Origin of the sequence: Streptomyces sp. SDr-06 (assembly GCF_003324565.1) — a bacterium.
In the GTDB taxonomy this organism is placed as follows: Bacteria; Actinomycetota; Actinomycetes; order Streptomycetales; family Streptomycetaceae; genus Streptomyces.
Genome location: NZ_QOLA01000004.1, coordinates 72078 through 90995, shown reverse-complemented (window position 1 = coordinate 90995; position 18918 = coordinate 72078). Strand labels below are relative to the sequence as shown.

12 protein-coding genes and 1 tRNA gene are annotated in these 18918 nt (G+C 72.3%); 1 reads left to right on the top strand and 12 read right to left on the bottom strand.

The genetic code is table 11. The features are described from left to right. Nucleotides 1-474 precede the first annotated feature (474 nt). On the bottom strand, nt 475-2262 hold the full coding sequence (locus DT019_RS11255) for a DEAD/DEAH box helicase (protein WP_114036616.1): 1788 nt from the start codon (nt 2260-2262) through the stop codon (nt 475-477). A 445-nt stretch (nt 2263-2707) separates the two neighbouring features. Continuing rightward, nucleotides 2708-4165 (bottom strand): MFS transporter, encoded by a 1458-nt coding sequence (locus DT019_RS11250; RefSeq protein WP_114036615.1) that lies wholly within the window; start codon nt 4163-4165, stop codon nt 2708-2710. 184 nt (nt 4166-4349) lie between these two features. Between DT019_RS11250 and DT019_RS11245 the strand changes: the two genes are divergently transcribed. After that, nucleotides 4350-4424, top strand: a tRNA-Cys gene (locus DT019_RS11245). A 12-nt stretch (nt 4425-4436) separates the two neighbouring features. Here DT019_RS11245 and DT019_RS11240 read toward each other — a convergent pair. The 10 genes from DT019_RS11240 to DT019_RS11195 form a co-directional block, all read right to left on the bottom strand. After that, the gene (locus DT019_RS11240) at nt 4437-4883 is read right to left on the bottom strand and encodes a hypothetical protein (RefSeq protein ID WP_147267297.1); all 447 of its coding nucleotides are present in this window, start codon (nt 4881-4883) and stop codon (nt 4437-4439) included. Nucleotides 4884-5077: 194 nt separating this feature from the next. Then, entirely contained in the window at nt 5078-7384 is a 2307-nt protein-coding gene (locus tag DT019_RS11235; RefSeq protein ID WP_189389441.1) for a DUF6571 family protein, read from the bottom strand. A 17-nt stretch (nt 7385-7401) separates the two neighbouring features. Then, the gene (locus DT019_RS11230; protein WP_114036613.1) at nt 7402-7761 is read right to left on the bottom strand and encodes a hypothetical protein; all 360 of its coding nucleotides are present in this window, start codon (nt 7759-7761) and stop codon (nt 7402-7404) included. Between the two features lie 151 nt (nt 7762-7912). Next, nucleotides 7913-10231, bottom strand: a complete 2319-nt coding sequence (locus DT019_RS11225) for a xanthine dehydrogenase family protein molybdopterin-binding subunit (RefSeq protein ID WP_114036612.1) — start codon at nt 10229-10231, stop codon at nt 7913-7915. Further along, nucleotides 10228-11871, bottom strand: a complete 1644-nt coding sequence (locus tag DT019_RS11220) for a 2Fe-2S iron-sulfur cluster-binding protein (RefSeq protein ID WP_411292699.1) — start codon at nt 11869-11871, stop codon at nt 10228-10230. The genes DT019_RS11225 and DT019_RS11220 overlap by 4 nt, the downstream gene beginning before the upstream one ends. Further along, a complete protein-coding gene (locus DT019_RS11215; protein ID WP_114036611.1) occupies nt 11868-12767 on the bottom strand; it encodes an FAD binding domain-containing protein in 900 nt (299 codons plus the stop codon). The genes DT019_RS11220 and DT019_RS11215 overlap by 4 nt, the downstream gene beginning before the upstream one ends. 344 nt (nt 12768-13111) lie before the next feature. Then, nucleotides 13112-14812: a beta-N-acetylhexosaminidase gene (locus DT019_RS11210; protein ID WP_114036610.1), complete on the bottom strand. Its 1701-nt coding sequence runs from the start codon at nt 14810-14812 to the stop codon at nt 13112-13114. Nucleotides 14813-15640: 828 nt separating this feature from the next. Next, nucleotides 15641-16477, bottom strand: a complete 837-nt coding sequence (locus DT019_RS11205; protein WP_114036609.1) for a carbohydrate ABC transporter permease — start codon at nt 16475-16477, stop codon at nt 15641-15643. Further along, nucleotides 16474-17424 (bottom strand): carbohydrate ABC transporter permease, encoded by a 951-nt coding sequence (locus tag DT019_RS11200; protein WP_223279422.1) that lies wholly within the window; start codon nt 17422-17424, stop codon nt 16474-16476. Before DT019_RS11200 ends, DT019_RS11205 begins: the two co-directional genes overlap by 4 nt. A gap of 5 nt (nt 17425-17429) precedes the next feature. Continuing rightward, complete coding sequence (locus DT019_RS11195) at nt 17430-18728, bottom strand: extracellular solute-binding protein (RefSeq protein WP_114036607.1); 1299 nt, start codon at nt 18726-18728, stop codon at nt 17430-17432. Nucleotides 18729-18918 lie beyond the last annotated feature (190 nt).

Genomic DNA, 18918 nt, shown 5'->3' with positions numbered 1-18918 from the left:
CCACTCCTTAAGTGGTGAGTCGCGGCGGCGCTCTCCGTGGTTCGCGGCGCCGGTCCCATCGGCATCGCGCGCAGAGCCCGCCGGCGAGGCCAAGGCACCGGCTGCGCTCCGAGGCGACGCTGCCACGGGGCGTTTGCATGGCGGGGACAGTAGCGAGCGGACACCGCTCAGCGGAAGACCTCGTCCAGAATCCGGGCGCGAGCAGAATTGCACGCCCCATGGAATGGGCGGAACGAACCCAACAGATGGACAAACAATGGCGACGGGCGACGGAATTTGATCCCGTTCGATCACCTTCGGGACCTAAGTCCGTCTTACCCGGGACCTTGGGCGATCGGCATGGATTTGCCGGGACATTACTGTGGCAGGCGTTCGAGGGCGTCCGTGGGGGCCGACCCTCGTACACATCCCCATCCCATGGGATCGAACGGGGTCCGGCCACGCACGCCGGGCCCCGTTCGCCGTGCGCACCCGCTACTTCATGCGGGTGGCCCACTCCTGGACCTTCTTGATGCGCTCGCGGAGCTGGCCCGCGGTGGCCTCCGCGCTCGGCGGCCCGCCGCACACCCGGCGCAGCTCGGTGTGGATGACGCCGTGCGGCTTGCCGCTCTGGTGGACGTACGCGCCGACCATCGTGTTGAGCGACTTGCGCAGCTCCAGCAGTTCCTTGTGCGACACGACCGGGCGCCGCTCGGCGGGCATTTCGAGCAGATCGGCCTGCTCGGCGGGCTTCTGGCGGCTGTGCGCGATCTGCCGGGCCTGCCGCTTCTGGAGCAGCATCTGCACCTGGTCCGGTTCGAGGAGCCCGGGAATGCCGAGATAGTCCTGCTCCTCCTCGCTTCCCGGGTGCGCCTGCATGCCGAATTCGGCGCCGTTGTACATGACCCGGTCGAAGACGGCATCGGATTCGAGGGCCTCGAAGGGGAGCATGTCCTGCTCCCCGGTGTCCTCGTCCTGCTGCTTGTTCGCGTCGTCCATTTCCTGTTCGGACTCGGCGTACGGGTCTTCTTCCTCGCCGTCCTTCTTCGGCTTGTCGAGCACGTGGTCGCGCTCGACCTCCATCTCGTTCGCGAAGCCGAGGAGCATCGGAATGGTGGGCAGGAATACCGAGGCGGTCTCACCGCGCCGCCTGGACCGCACGAAACGGCCGACGGCCTGGGCGAAGAACAGCGGGGTGGAAATGGTGGTGGCGTACACGCCGACGGCCAGGCGCGGCACGTCGACGCCCTCCGACACCATGCGGACGGCGACCATCCACCGGTCGTCGCTCTCGCTGAACTCGTCGATCCGCTTGGACGCGCCGGTGTCGTCGGACAGCACGACGGTCGCCTTGGAGCCGGTGATCTCGCGGATCAGCTTGGCGTAGGCGCGGGCCGAGTCCTGGTCGGAGGCGATGACGAGCGCGCCGGCGTCCGGGATGGCCTTCCTGACCTCGGTCAGCCGCTGGTCGGCGGCGCGCAGCACATTGGGCATCCAGTCGCCGCGCGGGTCGAGCGCGGTGCGCCAGGCCTGCGAGACGGCGTCCTTGGTCATGGGCTCGCCGAGCCGCGCGGCGATCTCGTCACCGGCCTTGGTGCGCCAGCGCATGTTGCCGCTGTAACTCATGAATATGACGGGCCGCACGACACCGTCGGCGAGCGCGTTGCCGTAGCCGTACGTGTAGTCGGCGGAGGACCGCCGGATGCCGTCGTTGCCCTCCTCGTACGTGACGAAGGGGATCGGGTTGGTGTCGGACCGGAAGGGGGTGCCGGTGAGCGCGAGCCGCCGGGTGGCCGGATCGAACGCTTCGAGGCAGGCCTCACCCCACGACTTGCTGTCCCCGGCATGGTGAATCTCGTCCAGGATCACCAGGGTCTTGCGCTGCTCGCACCGGTTGCGGTGCAGCATCGGACGCACACCGACACCGGCGTAGGTGACGGCGACTCCGTGGTACTCCCTGCTCAACGGCCCGGCACTGTAGTCCGGGTCGAGCTTGATGCCGACGCGGGCGGCCGCGTCCGCCCACTGCTTCTTGAGGTGCTCGGTCGGCGCGACCACGGTGATCTGCTGCACCACGTGGTGGTGCAGCAGCCATGACGCGAGCGTCAGCGCGAACGTGGTCTTGCCGGCGCCGGGCGTCGCGACGGCGAGGAAGTCACGCGGCTGCTCCTGGACGTACCTCTCCAGGGCACCCTGCTGCCAGGCACGCAGCTTGTTGGCGGTGCCCCAGGGGGCGCGGCCCGGGAAGGCGGGCGAGAGGTGGTGGGAGGCGGTAGTAGTCACGGTCTCCGGTTCGGGGCTCTCGGTGTACGGGGGTCACGATCATCCGGGCCGCGGGGCCCGGCGGGGCGGCTGCTCTTACGTACGACAACCGGGCCACCTTACCGGGGCCCCTCGACGAACCCCGGCGGAACACCGCGCCCCACCCCCCGCCTGAGACAGTCCTCACACCCCTCCCACACCGCCCCCGCCAGGGCCGCCCAGGGCCACGAGGGCACCCAGCACCATCCCCGCCAGGGGCGCGAGGAACCGCGCGAGCAACCACGCACGGCCGATGGACAAAAGCGGGTTTCAGGGGCCACGAGCGTGCCCAGCACCGACCCCGCCAGGGGCGCGAGGAACTGCGCGAACAACCACGCACGGCCGACGGACAAAAGCGGGTTTCAGGGGCGCGGGGAACTGCGCAAAACCACGCACAACCCGCACCGGCCCCCACCCCCGGAGGGGTTTAGGGAAGGGGCGGGGTGGGGGCCCGCACACGCGCAGCAACAACCGCCCCGCTCAACGCCACCACCCCCACCGGCAGAAACACCACCAGGAACGCCCCCGGCTGCGAAGCCGAAACCCCCGACACCGCACCCCCACCCAGCGCGGCAAACCCCGCCCCACCCGCCGCGAGCAGCAGCACATTGGACAGCCCGTCCGAGATCTGGAGCGCGGCCGAGTTCGCCCCCGCCTCGTGCGGCGCCGACAGCTTCAGGAGCAGCACACTCGTCGAGGCGATCACCATGCCCATGCCGAAACAGCCGACGCCCCAGGCGACCCCGACCACCCACACCGGCACCACCGGAACCAGCACGCTCGGCGCGGCCACGATCGCGAGGGCCACCAGCACCATCCCGACCACCATCAGCCGCTCCCGGTACGCCTCCATCCGGGGCCGGGCCTGGACGTACGAGCCGAGCGCCCAGGTCGCCCCGCCGACGGCCAGCGAGAGCCCGGCCATCGTGGGGGTCAGCCCGCGCTGGCTGACGAGCATGAGCGGCACGAACGACTCCGCCGCGATGAACGACCCCGCCGCCACCCCGCGCAGCAGCACCACCGCGGGCAGCCCGCGCGCCGCCCGCCACGTGCCGGGCGGCAGCAGTCCGCGCCGCCCCGTGACCGCCGGGGCGAGCAGCGCGACCCCCGCCGCGAACGGCAGCAGGGACAGCCACCTCAGCTCCTGCCCCGCGTACTGGAGGAGCCCGGCGCCGACCGAGATACCCAGGGCCAGCCTGATCCGGCGCCGGTCGAAGGGCTCGACGGGAGCCGACGGGTCGGCGGGCCCGGACGCCATCCGCCGCGTCGCGGGCAGCGCGAGCGCCAGCGGGAACACCACGAGCACCGGAATCCCGATGAACACCCAGCGCCAGCCCAGTTGTTCGGTGGCCGTACCCGCCAGGAGCGGCCCCACGACCGAGGGCACCACCCAGCCCGCCGCGAACGCCGCCATGATCGTGGGCTGGAGCCGAGCGGGGTAGGCCCGTCCGATCACGACGTACAGCGCCACGATCACCAGCCCGCCGCCGAGCCCCTGTACGGCCCGGCCCGCGATGAACGTCCACATGTTCAGGGCGGTCCCGGACAGCAGCAGCCCCGCCGCGAACGCCGACATCCCGACGGCGAGCGCCCCGAGCGGGCCACGCCGGTCGGCCCACTGCCCCGCGACCACCATGCCGAACAGGCTGGTGGTGAAGTACGCGGAGAAGGCGAAGGCGTACAGCGAGACCCCGTCGAGCTCCCGCGCGGCGACGGGCATGGCCGTGCCCACGGCGGTCGCCTCGAAGGCGATGAGCAGCACGACGGCGATGATCCCGAAGCTCAGCGCGCGATGCTCCCGGCCGAGGATCCCGCCCGCGTCGCCCGCCGCGGGGAACTCGACGGGGACGGCGATGTCGGCATCGGACGGTTCAAGCGCGCTCATTCGCCCAGCGTAGGAGCCGTACCGCGCCGTGGCCCCTGTCCAGGGACGGGACTACGCCTACACCGATGGTCGTAGACCCCGCGCCCGAACATGAACGCACCATGGCAGTCCCGTTGCAACCCCCCGCGCCCCCTTCCCCCCACCGGGACCGGCCGCCTACGTTCATCCCAACGCACCAGCACACGGCCGTGTGCCCGAGTGGTTGAGGGACTCGCCTGCAAAGCGAGTTACGCCGGTTCGATTCCGGTCACGGCCTCCAATTCCTTCCCGCCTACCGGCATTTGAGCTGCCGCTTGGCGAACTTTACGTATTGCTGCATCAGGCTGGCGAGCAGATCCTTAACCCGCTGCGTGCGGGGCGCACTGTTGGCGCTCAGCCCCAATTCGACGATGTCGGCCTCCGCTGGGGAGACGTTGCTCGGCAGAGGCGGCAGGTTCGGACGCTCACACCGGAAATACGCTCTGGCGCCGCCGGGGTAGACGATGCCCTTGTCACCCGCCTCGATGGGGGTGGGCTCAAGCGTTTTCAGCGAGTTCCATACGTTCTTCGCCAGGTCGCTGCCGTCGGACCACGAGCGATCACCCCACGCGGTGAACCGGGCCTCCCCGTCGAGCTGGACCTGGCAGCCCGCAGCCTTGAAGCGTCCGTACAGGTCGAATTCCAGGTCGCCCTTGATCTCCGCGTCCGGGACCTTGGCCCTCGGCAGCAGAGCGACCACCGAGGCCCCATCGAATGCTCGCCAGCAGACCTTAGGGGGCAGGGCAAGCACGAACTGGTCGTTCTCCTCCGCAATGCCCGAGCACCCACTGCCCGTCGAGATCGCAATCAGTGCAAGGGCAAGCGCGATCGCACCCCTGCTTCTCCCGCCTCCACGTGAGAGGACCGCAGAACGAGCGCCCCGCGCAAGGTGGGTCACTTACCCGCGCCGCTGGCCGTCGAACTGGCCATGAAACCCCGGCCCGCCACATGCCCGGCGGCGGCGCCGGTGGAGGCGGTTCCCCTGTACTCCTGGACGTCATGGGCGGCGGCACCCGCGCTTCGACCGGCGGTCGATACGGCGTCGGCCGCCGCGCGCTTCACTCTCTCCTCCGCCTGCGAATACGCGGTCGCCGCTTCCTGGGCCGCCTCCCCAGAGGAGTCCTGTTGGGCATTCTCGACGACGGACTTGGTGATCTCTTCCTTGAACCAACCCACGGCGTCACCTCCGACCGGAAGCATCTCCACGTACTTCGCGCCGACCGCGTCGATGATGCGGTTCGTCCACTCTGCGGTGTCCTCGACGGCCTTGTTGAACTGGGAGTCTGCCGCCGAATGCTTCTCGTAGATAGCCTCGACGCGAGCCTGAGTCATGATTCCCGCGATTTCCCCGCCCGGGTACACCGCATTGCGAATAGCCTCGCCCACATCGGACCCATGATTTGCCGGGTGGGCGAATACGTCACGAACCAGCAGCGTCGTATAGGCCTGCTGGGCATTGGTGATCGCACCATACGCATCGGGGTCCTGGGCCACGGCCCCCAGGAAGTGAGCCACTTGTCCGCTGTCGGCGAACTTGGCCAGAACGCCGAATGGCTTGGCCTGGCCCGCGCCGTTCTCCACCCTCGCCTGCATATCCGCCATATACTCCGCCGCCATGTTCCCGAAGTGCCCAGAAAGCCCGCTCAACCTCCCCGGCACGTCCCCCTCCCCCAGGATCAGGGAAGGATCCGCGCCGATCTTCGCCACGACCTTTTCCATCACGCTCGCCATCGCCGCCGTGTGCTCCACCGGGTGGGCCGACGGGTCGGTGGGGGTGCGGCCTGTGGCGGCGGCTTCCAGGGCGTTGCCCAGGGCGGACTGGTAGGGGGTGTGGGCGGTGGGAAGGGCGTCGTACAGGTCGGCCGTCGCGGGCCTGTCCAGGAGGTGGTCGACCATGCTGAGCGGGGCGCCCCCGGGGGCCAGGACCGCCGCGTCGTCCGCCGTCACCAGGCCGTTGCCGTCGCTGTCCGCACGGACCGGCTCGTTGAAGAACTGGGCGGCGGAATCCGGGTTGTTGGCCATGGCCGACATGAGGCCCGTGAGGGGGTCGAAGCCCCGGCCGCCCGACGGGTCGAGGCTGAGCGCCGTGCCGGGGACCTGCGGTACGCCCCGCTCGAAGATCCCGGGATTCTGGTGCTCGAAGCCCACCAGGTCACGGGCTACGGGCAGCAGGAACTCCCTGTCGTACGCCCCGTGCCGCAGCAGCGCGCCCAGCGCCTGGTAGCCGTACACCCGCGCGCCCGCGCCCGCGAAACCGCTGACGTCGATCGGCCGGCGGCCCGCCCGCATGAGGTCGGTCGTCCAGGAGCCGCCGAGGTGGCCGGGGGTGTGCGGGTCGGTGGCGAGGCCCAGCATCGGACCCAGGTCGTCCTGGATGTGGTGGACCAGGGCGGCCCGGTCGAGGCCCGCCGGGCCGAGGGCCGTCGCGTCCAGGGAGAGCCGGGTGTAGAACTCCAGCGTGCCCTGCGCGCCCAGGCGCCGGTAGAAGGCGGTGGAGAACCCGGGGTCGTGGGCGTGGGCGTCCAGCAGGGCCCGCAGCCGCGCCAGTTCCTCGACGTTGCGGGCGGTGCCGCCCTCCCCGGTGACGCGCTGGGCCAGGTCGACCGCCCGCGCGGCCTCCTCGTCGTCGAGGGAGGCGTACCGCGGCGCGGTGAAATCGTGTGCGTGGGGGACGTTCGCCAGGAGGGCGAGGCGCAGGGACTCGTCCGCCGCGTCGCACGCGGCGATCAGCGCGTCGACCTTGCGCTGCCAGGCGGCGACGTTCGCCCGCTCGGCCCGCACGTCCTCGGTGAGCCCCGCGTACTCGGGGTCGTGCCGCGCCGCGGTGTCGTCGGCGAGCGTGTGGCGGGCCAGGACCCGGCCGCGCGCGTCGATCGCGATGCCGCTGCGCCCGGCTCCGTCGGTGATGGCCCGCAAGCCGTCCTTGGCCTTCTTGAACTCCGTGTACGCGTCGAGCAGGAGCCGGTGCACCCCCTCGGCCTCCTGCTTCGCGTCCGCGAACTCCTTCACGGTCTTGCGGATGAAGTCCCGGGTGACCCCGGCGTTCACCCCGGCCCAGCGGGCTGCCTCGGCGTGCACCCGCAGGCCGTCGTGGGCCTCCTCCGCGAGCTTCCGCAGCCGGAGCGCCATGTCGGACCAGTCGTCCACCGCCGTCCTGAGCTTGTCGACCGGCGCGTTCACGACGTCCGCGTACGTCAGCAACTACCGTTCCCCGTCCGCTAGTTGAAGTAGCCGCTGAGCACCGAGACGGCGGTCAGGGAACCCTGGACGCGGGCGTCGTCCTGGGCGTGCAGGGCGGCGGAGTGGTCGAGGTGGTTGGAGATCTGCGCGCAGGCGTCGCGGAGCGCCGTGTACTGGCTCTGCCAGGTGTCGTGGACCTTCATGAGGGCCGCGCCGCTGGTGAAGTTCTCCGCGCCGAGCGCCCGTGCCGCCTCGAAGGTGGCCGCCCGCGCGTGGTCCCCGTCGCGCCGGAACCCCTCGTACAGCTTGTACGCGTCCGCGCCGATCACCCCGAGGTCATCGGCGTGCGCCACGAGATCCCCGCCGCCCGGCCCCCGCGCCGCCGCCCCTGACGCCATCCCCAACTCCCGTTCCCTACGCGTGCGTTACGGAACCTTTGCCGTAGCGTACGACAGGGAGGCCGCGGTGATCCGGGGACGGCGGGCCCGCAGGGGTGAATGCGCGCCCGTACTCACGTCCCGAACGTCACCCGGCCCAGGGCTCGACCGGCTACGCCTGCTGGACCACCGCCGCCTGGGGCCGGATCGGGAGGCGGTTGACCGGGCGGCCGGTCGCGGCGCGGACCGCGGAGGCGATGGCCGCCGGGGAGGTGACGACCGGGACCGCACTGGCCGCCTTCGCGCCGAACGGAGCCACCACGTCCCGCTCCTCCACCAGCTTCACGATGCGGATGTCGGGGGCGTCGAGCGCGGTGGGCAGCGCGTAGCCCGTGAGGTCGGGGTGGCGGATCCGGCCGCGTACCGTCCGCAGGTTCTCGGTGAGGGCCGCGCCCACGCCCTGCGTCACCCCGGCCTCGATCCGGGCCGCGAGCCGGCGGGGGTTGAGGACCCGGCCGACGTCCTGCGCCACGGCGAGTTCGACCACGCGGACCGAGCCGAGCTCGATGTCGACGTCCACGACGGCGCGGATCGCGCAGAACGCGAGACCCACGAAGGCGTCGCCCTGGCCGGTCTCGTCGAGCGGCTCGGTGGGGTGCGGACGGCACTGGGCGGTGGCCCAGAGTTCCTTGCCGTCCATGGCCTCCGTCACCGTGGTGGACAGCACGCCGTCGTACGAGGTGATCTTGCCGTCGGCGATCTGGAGCAGCTCGGTGGACATGCCGAACTTGTGCGCCAGGGGCTGGAGCAGCTGGGTGCGGACCATCTTGGCCGCGCGCTCCACCGCACCGCCGGACACCCAGGTGTGGCGGCCGTGGGTGGCCGGGCCCGCCGGGGGCTGGTCGGTGTCGACGGGAGCGACGTGGACCTCGTCGATGCCCAGGGTCTCCTGGACGATCTGGCGGGCCAGCGTGGTGAAGCCCTGGCCGGTCTCGACGGCCGCGCAGATGACCGTGGCGACGCCGTCCTGCACCTTGACCGTGGCCGTGGAGACCTCGTCGGTGCCCTCGGCGCCGAGCATGTGGACCATGCCCAGCGCGTAGCCGACGCCGCGCCGGACCGCGTCCGGCTCGCCCGCGCCCTCAAGCCCGCCCGGCAGCAGCCAGTCGTCCTCGGGCGCGTCCTTGGGCAGGGTGGGCAGCGGGAAGTCCCGTACGGCGGCGAGGAGTTCGGCCACCGGGGCCGGGCAGGTCACCGTCTGGCCGGTGGGCAGCAGGTCACCCGTCGCGAGCACGTTGCGCATCCGCAGCTCGGCCGGGTCGAGGCCCAGCTTCGCGGCCAGCTTGTCCATCTGGCCCTCGTACGCGGCGCACACCTGCATCGCGCCCTCGCCCCGCACGTGGCCGGACGGTGGGTTGTTGGTGCGCACCGCCCAGCCCTCCACGAAGGCGTGCGGCACCACGTAGGGGCCGCAGGCGAACGCGACGGCGGCGGCCAGGGACTCGGAGGAGGCCTCGGCGTAGGCGCCCGCGTCGAGCAGGATCTGCGCCTCGACCTTGACGAGGCGGCCCTCGGCGTCCGCGTGGTGGCGGTAGCGAAGCAGCGTGGGGTGGCGGTGGGCGTGGCCGAGGAAGGACTCCTCGCGGGTCGCGGTCAGCTTGACCGGGCAGCCGGTCCTCAACGCCAGGAGTCCCAGCGGGAGTTGGAAGCCGAGGTCCTCGCGGTCGCCGGTCGCGCCGGGCACTCCGGTGACCACGACCTTGACGCGGTCCGGCTCCAGGCCGAAGCAGGCGGCGGCCAGGTCGCGGTCGCTGTGCGGGTCGGTGGACGCGGTGTACAGCTCGACTCCGCCGTCCGGGCGCGGCACGGCGAGGCCCGCCTCGGCGCCGATCGGGGCCGGGTCCTGGCGGCCGATCCGGTACAGGCCCTCGACGACGACCTCGCCCGTGACCTCGGGATCGCCGTACTGGAGCGGGATGTGGCGGATCAGATTGCCGTCGGGGTGCAGCGGCTCGGCGGCGAACGCCTTCTCCGGGTCGGTGACCGGCTCCAGGACCTCGTACTCGACCGCGATGGCGGCGGCCGCCAGGCGCGCGGTGTCCGGGTGGTCGGCGGCCACGGCGGCGATGGGCTCGCCGTGGTGGCGCACGAACTCGGCGGCGAACACGGGCCGGTCGGCGATGCGGCGGCCGAACGCGGGGTCGCCCGGCACGTCGGCGTGGGTCACCACGGCCCGTACGCCCGGCATGGCGACGGCGGCCGAGGTGTCGATGGAGACGATGCGGGCGTACGCGTGCGGGGCGCGCAGCACGGCCGCCCACAGCAGACCCTCGGCCCACAGGTCGGCCGCGTAGGGGAAGGTCCCCTCGGCCTTGGCCAGCGCGTCGACGGGCGCGAGCGAGGCTCCGATCCCGTGTGCGGGCGGCTGCTGCTCCGGCCCCGCCGCCGGGAGGGCGCCGTCGACCGTCGCGGTGGCTGCGTCGTTGCTCACGCCATGCCTCCGTCGTGCGTGTGCGGGGGCTTGGCGCTGCCGGCCCCGGGGGGTGCCTGGTGCGGGATGCGGGCCTCTTCGACCGGGGTTCCGGCCGCCTCGCGGCCCGCCACGACGTCCTTCACGGCGTCGAGGACGCCACGGTAGCCGGAGCAGCGGCACAGATTGCCGCAGAGCGCCTGGCGGGTCTCCAGCTCGGTGGGGGCGTGGTTGCCTTCGAGCAGGTCGTGCACGGTCATGGCCATGCCGGGGATGCAGAAGCCGCACTGCACGGCGCCGCTCTCGGCCAACGCCCGCTGGACGTCGGAGGGTTCGCCGTCGGTGGCGAGGCCCTCGACCGTACGGACCTCGCTCCCGGCGGTGGTGGCCGCGGGCACCAGGCAGGAGGCGACGAGCCGCCCGTCCACCTGGACGTTGCAGGCGCCGCACTCCCCCTGCGAGCAGCCGTCCTTGGCCCCGGCGAGCCCGAGCCGCTCCCGCAGCACGTACAGCAGCGACTCCCCGACCCAGGCCTCGGTGACGGGCCGGTCCGCGCCGTTCACGCGCAGCACGTAGGAGGCGCGGGTGTGTTCCAGGTCGGGGGCGGGCGGGGTCTGCGAGACGGGCTCGGAGGGGGTGGCCCCCTCGGTCTCCGGTCCGGCCTCGGGGTGGGGCTGTGCCTGGCCTTGGGCTCCGGGCTCGGCCTCCGGTCGCGGCTCGGGGAGCGCGACGGCCTCGACCGGTTCGGCCGGTTCGACCGTGGGGGCCGCTTCGCGTCCCTCGTGCGCTTCGACCGCTTCGGGCGCTGCGGCCGCGACGTGCGCTTCCGGTACGGCTTCGGCGGCGGGCTCCTCGGCGGCGGACGCCCGGGGCAGCGGCTCACCGGCGGACGCGGCCTCGGGCTCCGGGTGCGGTGCCGGCTCCGGCGAGGCTTCCGACCGCGGCTCGGGGTGGGGGTGCGGCTGGGCGGCGGCGTCCGCCGGAGCGACGGGCTCCGGTACGTCCCGTACGGCCGGGAGGTCGGCGGCGTGGGCGGCCGGTTCCTGGGGCTCGGGGTCGGGCAGGTGGTTCGCCCAGGGGGCGGGGGCGCCGCCGGGGAGGGTGGCGGGCGGGGTGGAGCCCCACTGCTCGATCAGCGACGAGGTGGTGAACTCGCCCGATTCCTCCGGGAGTTCCCCTTCGGCCACGGGGATGGTCCACTGCCCGGTGCCCGCGAGGGAGGGCTCGTCGGCGAAGTTCCACTGGGCCGTGGCGGTGGGGTCGTGGGCGGGCTCCGACGGGGTCGCGGGCAGGGGCGCGGGCGCGGCGGGCTCGGGCCACACCACGGTCTGCGCGCCGGGCGCGGATTCGGCGTCGGGCGCCGTCTGTCCGGTCAGCTCGGTCGGGATGCGCCAGACGCCGGTCGCGGCCGGGTCGGTCGCGGCGGCCGGGGTGAGCGGCACGATCATCGGCGGCACGTAGCCGTGGCCGGGCGCCGCCAGCGGGGCGCCCATCATGTCCATGTCCGGGGGCAGCTGGACGAACGCCGTGGCGTCCGGCTCGTACTCGCCGCCGTGCGGGACGGGCTCCCAGCCGCCGTGCCGGGGCACCTGGCCGTAGCCGTGCTCGTGCGCGCGCTCGGACTCGTGGTCGTACTCGTACTCGTTGTTCTGGTCAGTCACGACAGCGCCCTCCCCAGTGCTCGTCGGGCCAACGCGGCGACGGTACGCCGCAGATGCAGTACGGCGGGCGAGAGGGGCGGGGGCGGTGAGCCGTCCACCGGTGGCTCCGGGTCCGGGATGCAGGCGGCGGCCACGTACTCGCCGAACGCGCCGAGCGCCTCCGGGGCCAGAGCCGCGCGCTCGCCGTCCCAGTCGATGAGCGAGGCGATCCAGCGCTCGGCCTCCAGGGGGCGCAGCGGCATCGGCGCGATGGCGCCGACCGCGCAGCGCACCCCGCGCCGGGCCGGGTCGAGGACGACCGCGACCGAGGCGGTGGCGCGGCCTGGGCCGGTGCGGCCGGTCGCCTTGAGGAAAACTTGGGGCGCGTGCAGCAGCGGCACCCGGACATATCCGATCAACTCGGCCGGGGCGAGCAGGTCGCGGCCGGCCAGCAGGTGCGACACCGGGATCTCCCGCCGGGCGCCGTCGGGGCCCGCGATGACCAGGGTGGCTTCGAGTGCGGCGAGCACGGGCAGCGCGTCGCCGGTCGGGGCCGCGGAGGCGATGTTGCCGCCGAGGGTGCCCGCGTTGCGGATCTGCGGGGGCCCGGCGGCGCGCGCGGCCGCGGCGAGCGCCGGAATGAGCGCCGCGAAGTCCGGGCGCCCCATGCGGGCGTGCGTCAGACCGGCACCGAGCAGGGCGTGGCCGTCCTGGTACTGCCAGCCGCGGATCTCGTTGATGCGGCCGAGTCCGACGAGGCCCGCGGGGCGCAGCAGGCCCCGGTTCACCGCCGCCATCAGATCGGTGCCGCCCGCGACGGGCACGGCGGCAGGCATGGCCGCGAGCGCCGCCACGGCCTCGTCCAGTGAGGCAGGCAGCGTCACGGACTGCGCCGCCTGCGGTGCGTGCGTGGTCAACCCAGCTGCCCCTTCCCGGTGTCCCGGCCGTACCGACTGTGCCGTCTGTGGCCACCTGCTGATGGCCGTACCGTACGTGCTCACAGCCCGGACGTGGCAACTCTGGCACATCTTCCGAACCGGCCGACGGCAGGGTCCACGAAGCGCGCTTCCGTCCCCGACCTGGGGAATGCGCCGGTTTCGCAAGCCTTGCACGGCTTGTGCGACTTATGCGGTACGCCTCGTTCCGCACGCCGGGTGTTCGTCACAGCGGTCTTCCTCGCAGCCGGTCGCGGCCGGGCGGCCGTGACCCGGGGTCACGCTCCCAGGGACACGGCCGCCGGTCACCCACCTTGCGCCCGGGCTCACCTGTTTGGGGGCGCCCCCTCGATCGGGCGTCCGAGCACGCCGGGACGCTGCTGCCACGGCAACGGGCCCGAGGGTGGCCGGTAGTCGACGCCGAGCGCGTCAAGGCGCCGGTAATGGGCGGTCATTCGCCGTTCGAAATCCGCGAAGTCGCGCTCGGCGGGGGCGGGCAGGGTGCTCCAGGCGACCTCGGCGAAGGCGGCGAGCCGGGGGAACACCTGGTAGTCGACGCGGGACTGGTTCTCCATCACCTCGGTCCACACGTTGGCCTGGGTGCCGAGCACCCGGGCGGCGGCCTCGGGGGCGAGCCGGGGCGGCAGGGGCTCGAAGCGGTAGACGTCCTCCAGGGTGCGGACGTAGCCGATGGGCATGGGCTCGTCCTCGCCGCCGGCCTGGCGGTGGTCCAGGTACACGAACTGCTCGGGGCACATCACGACGTCGTGCCCGGCCTCGGCGGCGGCGATCCCGGCGCCGTAGCCGCGCCAGGACGCGACGGCGGCGCCGGGGGCGAGGCCGCCCTCCAGGATCTCGTCCCAGCCGATGAGCCGGCGGCCGCGGGCGCTGAGCCAGGTGTCGAAGTGCCGGATGAGCCAGGACTGGAGCTCGTTCTCCCCGGCGAGCCCGAGCTCGCGGATCCGCGCCTGCGCGATGTCCGACTTCTGCCACTGCTCCTTGGGGCACTCGTCGCCGCCGATGTGGATGAACGGCGAGGTGGCCTCGGGGAACATCTCCAGCACCTCCTCCAACACCCCTTCGTAGAACCGGAGGGTGGTGTCAGTGGGGGCGAGTACGTTCGGATTGACGCCCCAGGTGTCCCAGACGGAGAGGGAGGCGGTGTCGATGACGTCGGTGTTGCCGAGTTCGGGGTACGCGGCGATGGCGGCCTGCGAGTGTCCCGGGATGTCGATCTCGGGGACGACCCGGATATGCCGCTCGGCGGCGTACGCGACGATCTCGCGGATGTCGTCCTGGGTGTAGTAGCCCCCGTGCGGCTTCTCGTCCCACAGGGGCGATGCGCGGTGCCCCCACTTGCTCCTGGCGCGCCAGGCGCCGACCTCGGTGAGCCGGGGGTACCGCTTGATCTCCACCCTCCACCCCTGGTCGTCGGTGAGGTGGAAGTGGAAGACGTTGAGCTTGTGGGCGGCGATGAGATCGAGGTAGCGCAGTACGCCGTCCTTCGGCATGAAGTGCCGCGAGACGTCCAGCATGAGGCCGCGCCAGCCGAACCGGGGCCGGTCCTCGACGACGACCTCCGGCAGGTCCCAGGCGCGCCCGGCCTCGACCGGCGCGCGCCGGAAGGCGTCGGGGCCGAGCAGCTGACGGAGCGTCTGCATGCCGCGGAACACACCGGCCGCGGTGCCGCCCTCGATGAGTGCGGCGACGTCCTCCACGGAGCCGTCGGTGGAGAGCCGGTACCCCTCCGGCCCGTGCCGCTCGCCCACTTCGGCGCTGATCCGCAGCACGACGCTGTCCGGCCCGGCGTCCCCGTCGGGCAACCCGAACCCGGTCGCCGCCCCGACCGTCTCCCGCACAAGACGCGCGAGGGCTTCGGTGCCGGGGGCGGTGTGGAGGGTGGTGCGGGGGCTCAGGGGGCGGCGGTTGGGCCCGGCGGGGCGGTACGTGTGGGGGTGGGGGATCAAGGTGGGGGCGCTGGTGTCCAGGGGGCTGGGGGTCGGAGGGTTGCTGGCGTCGGTGTTCATGGGGTCCCTTCGTGCTGGACGATGCGTTGGGTTGGGTTGCGACTTTGTTCCTTCCCCACCCCACCCCTACCCGAGCCCCTCCGGGAGAGCCGAGCGGGCCGAGGTCCGGAGCCGAGCGCCGCCCCCGACTCCCGGCTCCTCAAACACCGGAGAGGCTGGATCGGTGGGCCGGGGGCCGAGGGTGGTCGGCCGCCGTAGGAAGCGGCGCGCGCCACAAGAGACACGGGGCCATGGCCCAGCCCCCACAGCGGTGCACCGCTGTGGGGGCTGGGCCATGGCCCCGGCGGGGGTGCAGGGGGCGACACCCCCGGTGGGGGTGCAGGGAGCACAGCCCACGCAGGGTCTGGGGCACAACCCCCGCAGGGGTGATGGGGGAGAACCCCCGCAGGGGTGCAGGGCGCGCAACCCCCGCAGGGGTGCAGGGGGGCGCAGTCCCCGCAGGGTGCAGGGGCCTGGGGTGAAACCCCCGCAGGGGTGCAGGGGCCTGGGGTGAAACCCCCGCAGGGGTCTGGGGCGAAGCCCCGGCAGGGGGTCTGGGGCGCCCCCCCGGCAGGGGTGCAGGGGGCGCAGCCCCCGCGGGGGTCTGGGGCGCAGCCCCAGAAATGTCCTCATAACCCCCTGCACGGGCGGGCGGGTGGGCAAACCCCCCGGGGTCTGGGGCGGAGCCCCAGGGGCGGAACCCACCAACCCCCTGCACGGGCGGGTGGGCAGGCAAACCCCCCCGGGCCCAGGGCGACCCCCCGTCGCGGGGTCGGCGGCCCCCCGCCACGGGGCGAGCCCCGAAGGGGGTCGAGGGGCCCCACCCTCGCAGGAACCGGGCCAAGCCGGTCACTTGACCGCACCCCCCACCCCCGACACCAACCGCCGCTGAACCAGCACGAAGAAGACCAGGACCGGCAGCGTCATCACCGTCGACGCCGCCATGATCCCGCCCCAGTCGTTCTCGTCCGGCTTGAAGAAGACCAGCAGGGCCATCGGCAGCGTGGACTGCGACGTGTCGCTGATGATGAACGACTTCGCGAACAGGAAGTCGTTCCACGCCGAGATGAAGGAGAAGACGCTCGTCGCCACCAGCCCGGGGAAGACCAGGGGGAACAGGATCTGCCAGAGGAAGCGCGTACGGCTCGCCCCGTCGAGGGCCGCCGCCTCCTCCAGCGCGACCGGCACCCCCTTCACGAACCCCCGCAGCATCCAGATCGCGAAGGGCAGCGAGAAGGCGAGGTGCGGCAGGATCAGCGACCCCAGCGTGTTGAGCTGCCCCAGGTCCCGCATCAGGAAGAACAGCGGGATCGTCAGCGCCTCGACCGGCACCATCTGCGCCACCAGGAACATGATCAGCAGCGTGGTGCGGAACCTGAACCGGAAGCGCGTCACCGCCGTCGCCGCCAGGAAGGCGATGAGGGCGGAGGCGAGCACCACCGACCCCGCCACGACCAGGCTGTTGAGGAAGTAGCGGCCGAAGTCCTGCTGCGAGAAGACACGGCGGAAGGAGTCCAGGGAGGGGGCGAGGGTCCACGGCCTGGGGTGCGCCGACTGCACCTCCCCCGCCGGTTTGAGGGCCGAGAGCACCATCCAGTACAGGGGGAAGGCGACGACCCCCGCCACCACCAGCGCGACCCCCTCGGCGGCGAGCCGCCCGGGACGACGTACCCGTACGGAACTCACAGCTCCTCCCCCTGCCCGCGCAGCAGCCGCAGGTACACCAGCGTCGCCGCCAGCAGGATCAGCAGCATCACCACCCCGATCGCCGAGCCGAGGCTGTACTGCGAGGACGCGAACGCCTTCTGGTACGCGTACACGTTGAGGACCAGGTTCTGGCCCGCGATGCCGCCGCCGTTGGTCATGACGTAGATCTGCGTGAACACCTTGAAGTCCCAGATGACGGACTGGATCGTGACGACGGTCAGGATCGGGCGCAGCATCGGCACCATCACCGACCGCCAGATCCGCCACTGCGAGGCCCCGTCCAGCGCGGCCGCCTCCAGCACCTCGCCCGGAATCGCGCGGATCCCGGCGTACACCGTGACCATCACGAACGGGAACGAGCACCACACCACTTCGAGCAGGACGAGCAGGAACGCGCTGGAGCGGCCGTACGTCCACGAGTGGTCGCCCAGGCCCAGGACCCGGTTGACCGGGCCGAAGTCGGGGTCGAACAGGAACATCCACACGGTGGAGCCGGTGATCGCGGGCGTCGCCCACGCGCCGAGTGCCGCCAGCATCAGCGCGAGCCGGGGCAGCGTGCGTACCCGCGTGAGCAGCACGGCCAGCGCGCAGCCCACGGCGAGGGTGCTCAGGACGCAGGCCGCCGCGAAGACGACGGTGGCCAGCAGCACCGACCAGAACTGGCCGTCCGAGAACAGCGTGGCGTAGTTCCCCAGGCCCTGGAAGCTGGTCGGCTCGCCGCCGCTGACCTGGGCCTGGGTGTACTCCAGGAAGGAGATCAGGCCGAGTTGGTAGATCGGGTAGACGAGGAGCGCGGCGAGGACGACGAGGGCGGGGGCCAGGTACAGCCACGGGGTCCAGCCCGCCTGCCGGTGCGAGCGGACGCGCGGGCGCCCGGGCGGCTGCGCCGAGGCCGTCGGCGGGGCCGAGACCGGCTCGGCGGTCACGGGGCTCAACCCGCCGCCCCGAACACGTCGTTCATCCTCTTCGCGGCGTCCGTCGACGCCTTCGCGACGTCCTTCTTGCCGCTGACGATCTCCTGGAACATCGTCGGCAGCACGAGCGAGGAGTCGATCTGACCCCAACCGGGGGACGCGGGAACGAACTTGGCGCCGGACGCCAGGGTGCGTACGAACGGCTCGACGAACGGCTGCTTCTTCGCGACGTCCGCCCGCACGTCGGTGTAGGTCGGCAGGAAGCCCATCGCGTCGAACAACCCGCGCTGGGTGGCCTTGCCGGCCAGCTGCTCCATGAGGCCCACGGCGAGCGTGCGGTGCGAACTGCTCTTCAGCACGCCGATGTTGTTGCCGCCCGCGAAGGCGGGGGCGACCGAGCCCGCCGTCAGGCCCGGCAGCGGCACGACCGCGTACGTGCCCTTGACGGTGCCCGCCTCGACGGCGGCGTGGTTGAAGTCGCCGCCGATCGCCATGGCCGCCTTGCCGTTGGCGAAGGCGGTGACGGTCGCGTTGCCGCCCATCTGCGCGCACTTGGCGGCGGGGCAGTTGTCGTCCCCGAAGAGCGAGGTGTAGGCCTCGATGCCCTTGCGGGCGGCCGCGCTGTCGATCGCCGAGGTGTATTTTCCGCCGTTCTCGGTGGCCAGTTCGCCACCATGGGCCCAGAGGAACGGCAGCGCCCCGTAGGTGTAGGCGCCGCCCACGGCGAGCCCGTACAGGTCGGGTCTGGCCCGGTGGATCTTCTTCGCCGCCGCGATCAGCTCGTCCTGGCTCTTCGGTACGGCGACGTTCAGGTCCTTGAGGACGTCGGTGCGGTAGTACAGCGCGCGGACGCCGACGAACAGCGGCGCCCCGTACACCTTCCCGCCCACCGTGACGGACTGCTTCGCCGTCGGATCGGTGTCCTTCGCCTCGGGCCAGGCCGCGAACTCGGCGCTCACGTCGGCGAGTCCGCCGTCCTTGACGTAACCGGCCGTGTCGGTGTTGCCGTACTCGATCAGGTCAGGGGCGGACGCCGGGTCGTTGAAGGCGGCCTTGATCTTCTGCGCGCGGGTCTCGACGGGGATGTACTCGACCTGCACCTCGGCCCCCTTGTGCGCCTGTTTGAAGGCGGCCACGGCCTTGTCCACGACCTGCTGCTTGGGCCCGTTGCTCACCTCCTGGAAGAGCCAGACCCGGAGCGTGCCGCTCTTGTCGTCACTCTTCGCGCTGTTGTCGGAGGTCCCCGGGGCACAGGCGGTCAGGCCGGCGAGGGCAAGTGCCGCCAGCGGCAGGGCAGTTCGGGCAGAGAGCTTCACGGCGGGGATCCCCTCCATCGCGTTGCAACATACGCAACGAGCGTTTCGCATACTGCACAACAGGGAGGAGGTTATGGCGGAGGCAAAGCGCTCGGCAAGAGGTCTGGACAACCCGGAAACACAGAACGGTCCCTGGGGTGTGCGTGACGCACACCCCAGGGACCGCCTCGGTGGAAGGACCGCCCCGCGG

Coding starts and splice junctions, on each gene's coding strand:
- DT019_RS11230 (WP_114036613.1), bottom strand. CDS start 7,761: ATGGCGTCAGGGGCGGCGGCGCGGGGGCCGGGCGGCGGGGATCTCGTG.
- DT019_RS11210 (WP_114036610.1), bottom strand. CDS start 14,812: ATGAACACCGACGCCAGCAACCCTCCGACCCCCAGCCCCCTGGACACC.
- DT019_RS11250 (WP_114036615.1), bottom strand. CDS start 4,165: ATGAGCGCGCTTGAACCGTCCGATGCCGACATCGCCGTCCCCGTCGAG.